The 3,345-nt window shown below is 53.9% G+C and carries 5 protein-coding genes; all 5 read right to left on the bottom strand.

The features are described from left to right. Nucleotides 1-595, bottom strand: a 595-nt coding sequence (locus tag AC1D1P_RS18410; protein WP_477673958.1) for an AMIN domain-containing protein, incomplete at its 3' end; no start/stop codon positions are given. Next, nucleotides 592-1,146 (bottom strand): pilus assembly protein PilP, encoded by a 555-nt coding sequence (locus AC1D1P_RS18405; RefSeq protein ID WP_477669883.1) that lies wholly within the window; start codon nt 1,144-1,146, stop codon nt 592-594. The genes AC1D1P_RS18410 and AC1D1P_RS18405, both read right to left, overlap by 4 nt. Then, on the bottom strand, nt 1,143-1,811 hold the full coding sequence (locus tag AC1D1P_RS18400) for a type IV pilus inner membrane component PilO (protein WP_477673957.1): 669 nt from the start codon (nt 1,809-1,811) through the stop codon (nt 1,143-1,145). Before AC1D1P_RS18400 ends, AC1D1P_RS18405 begins: the two co-directional genes overlap by 4 nt. Nucleotides 1,812-1,833: 22 nt before the next feature. After that, nucleotides 1,834-2,502: a PilN domain-containing protein gene (locus AC1D1P_RS18395; protein ID WP_477673956.1), complete on the bottom strand. Its 669-nt coding sequence runs from the start codon at nt 2,500-2,502 to the stop codon at nt 1,834-1,836. Beyond that, nucleotides 2,499-3,345: pilus assembly protein PilM (locus AC1D1P_RS18390; RefSeq protein WP_477673955.1), on the bottom strand; the 847-nt coding region annotated here is incomplete at its 5' end. The genes AC1D1P_RS18390 and AC1D1P_RS18395, both read right to left, overlap by 4 nt.

Raw genomic sequence — 3,345 nt, 5'->3', positions numbered from 1 at the left:
CGCCAACCTGGTTATTGGGCAGATCCACAACGATACGGCCAGAACCCTCAACGCCACGACGGAAATCGATGTCCTTCAAAGGCAATGTGTCGGTGTTGCGATTTTCGGCAAACACTGGTGGTGTAGTGGCGGAGGGCGTAGCCGCCGCCACTGAATCGAGGGTAATCAACAACGATTTCCCTTGAATCTCAGCTTTATACGCCGTTGGCACCTTTAGATTCAGTACTACACGGGTTCTTTCACCCGCCTGCACGACATTCGCCGAGCGCAGATTTCCCAAGTTGAGGTCCACTGCAGATCGTCCCATGGAGTTACCAACCCCGGGAAAATCAAGTGCTATACGCGCCGGCGTCTGGATACTAAAACCCGTCGGTACCGCAGCCAAAGGTTCCGCCAAATCGATTCGAATGACCTCTGCACCGCCCTGAACTGATCCGGAAACAGCCTGGATGGCATTCTGTGCCTGCGCCAGCAAGGGAGCGGCAGTTACAGAAAATGCCAGACTGAGCGAAGCACAACGCAACACACGCCCAAACAAAAGCTGCAGGCGGCCCTTTTTTTCCTGCGTCTCTAGTGCCGGTGTCTGCTTGTTCATTTTGATCCCTCTAATAACTGTAAAGTCGCGGTCCGCTCTATCCATTCACCCGCGGCGTCTTGCACTATCTCGCGCAAGGCGAGATCTGTTTCAGTGACCTTGGTGATCCGGCCGTAGTTTTGCCCCAGGTAATTCCCTACCCGGGCTTGATAAATCAGGTTGTCAACTCGTACCAGCGCGACTGGCTGGCCAACCTTGATCAGGCTACCCACCATGGCAATAGCGTCCAGGGGATATGCCTCCAGTGGTTCTTTTCGTCGGCTCAGTTCAGGTGCGATCAAGGCGGCGTTGGCCGTCGACTGATTGGATTCGCGTTTCAGCGCCTGTGTCAGTTTTTGAATGCTGAAAGGCTCTATTGAACCTTCCTGGCCATACAACTGAGGTGAAAATTTAGTAGGCTCTGGCAACGGCTCTACTTTCGGCTTGGTTGCGTTCCGTTGCTGGGTCATCCATTCCTGCAACTCCTCCTGTTCAGAGGAACCACAGCCGGACAGGCCCAATAAAATCCCTGCCAAACCGCAAAAAATTACCGCATATTTTCCTGCACTCATTTTTTGGCTCCAGGAGCGCTCTTGCGCTGCAAGGCTACTTCATCATTGTCCAGATAGCGGAACGTTTTGGCTGTGGTATCCATAACCAAGGTACTATCTTTGCCTGGCGTTATGCTCAGATTATTCAGAGTGACAATGCGGGAAAGATTGGCAATATCAGCTGCAAAAGCACCGATATCGTGATATCTGCCAGTGACTCGAACAGCGATCGGCAATTCCGCGTAATACTCCCTCACGCTCACCTGACCTGGACGAAACAATTCGAACTGCAGACTACGCCCCAAACCCGCCTGATTAATATCAGAAAGCAGTGCGTCCATTTCGGCCTTGCTCGGTAGTTGCTTTTCAAGCTGGGTTACATATTGTTGAACCTGTTCGCGCTGCTTCTTCAGCGCATCCAGATTGACAGCCTGTGCAAGCTTCTTTGTGTAATCTTCCTTGAGCTTGACTTCCTTGGCTTTCTCCGCCGTCAACTCTTCATCGGACGCGCTGAGCCATACAAACCAGAGAGCCACGACAACAAAAATCGTTACGGCCAAACAAAKGAGGTAACGTGGAAGTGCTGGCCATGAAGGTGGATCATTGGGATCCAGTCCCGTAAACTGGGACTTCAGACTGCTTTGAATTGCTGCAAAGTCGATGGAATTTTTAGAGATTTTTGCCATGGTCAAACTCGTTCATTCCGCCTCATACCTTGGCCGGCGCCGAGGCGGCAGAAGCTGGCTTGGCAGCCGCCCCCGACACCACCGGTACTGTCCCTGAGCTTGCTGGTGTGGCGCCAACAGTTTTCGGATCGCTGGCCCGCTTCAAACCGATCTTCATTGAAAAATTGGATACCCTGCGCTGGTCACGCGCACTGAGTGACACCGTGCCGGCGGTGATTTCTACAAGTTCCGGCCGGGTTAACCACGCACTGTTGTTAGCCAGGTTGCGCAACAATTCCGAAACACGTTCGTTTGACTGTGCGACGCCGGTGATCATCACGGCCTGGTTGTCTTGTTTCATGCTGGTGATATACACCCCATCGGGCAACTGCTTGACCAGTTCGCTCAGCAAATACACCGGCAGATTGCGGTTTCCCTGCAGATCTTCCACGGCATTCTGACGAGCCCTGAGAGCGGAAATCTCCGCCTGCAGCGTGGCGATATCCTTGATCTGCCCTTCCAACCGGGTAATTTCCGTTTTCAGAAAATTGTTCTTTCCCCGCTGGCCCTCAATCTGGGCCAGGTACCAGGAATAAACAGCACCGCAAATAAGACCGCCGACCAAGGCCGCGATACCCAGCGTGGCAAAAAATACTTCGCGCCTGCGCTTGCGCGCAGCTTCGCGGTGGGGAAGCAGATTGACGAGAATCACTGCAGAAACCTCCGCAAAGCCAGACCGCAAGAGGTCAGGTAGGACGCCGCTTCGCGCCGCATTTTCTTTTCACGTACCCCATCACCGAGTTCCATTCCTTCGAAAGGATTGGCAAGCACGCAGGCAAACGAAGTCTGCTGGGTGACGGAATCTGTCAGACCTGGCAGGGCGGACGAGCCGCCGGCCAACATCACATAGTCAACCTTGTTGTGCGGAGTGCTGGTGAAGAAGAACTGCAAGGCCCTTCCGATTTCCTGCGCCATGCTCTCGACAAAAGGCTTCAGCACGCCGGATTCATAGTCTTCCGGTAAATCGCCACTGCGCTTTTTGCTTTCTGCTTCTTCAGGGGAAAAACCGTACTGCCGAATGATGAGCTGCGTCAGCTGGGCTCCACCAAAGGCCTGATCACGCTCATAAAGTACTTCGTCGTTTTTGATGACCTGCATGCTGGTCGTCAATGCACCCACTTCAAACAGGGCCACCATGGTGTCCACGCCCTTGTTGGGAAGGCTCTCAATGAGGCGGGCGGTGGCCAGGCGGGAGGCATACGACTCCACATCTATAACAATGGGCTTGAGCCCGGCGGCTTCCGCAAGACCCTGCCTGTCCTGCACTTTTTCCTTGCGCGAAGCGGCAATCAGCACTTCGACGTCGCCACTGGAGGTAGCACTCGGGCCTACCACGCAGAAATCGAGACTGACTTCATCCAGCGAGAACGGAATGTATTGATTGGCTTCGGATTCGACCTGAATTTCCAGCTCTGCGTCGCTGAGGCCGCCCGGGAGAATGATTTTTTTGGTAATGACCGCCGAAGCCGGCAGGGCCATCGCCACATTCTTGGTG

This window comes from Polaromonas sp. P1_E1_2, from assembly GCF_056406035.1.
The sequence above is the reverse complement of the archived record's forward strand: the minus strand, read 5'-3'. Positions and strand labels throughout refer to the sequence as shown.

Excerpts from the sequence above, each read along its gene's own strand:
- AC1D1P_RS18405 (WP_477669883.1), bottom strand. The coding sequence starts at position 1,146 with ATGAGTGCAGGAAAATATGCGGTAATTTTTTGCGGTTTGGCAGGGATT.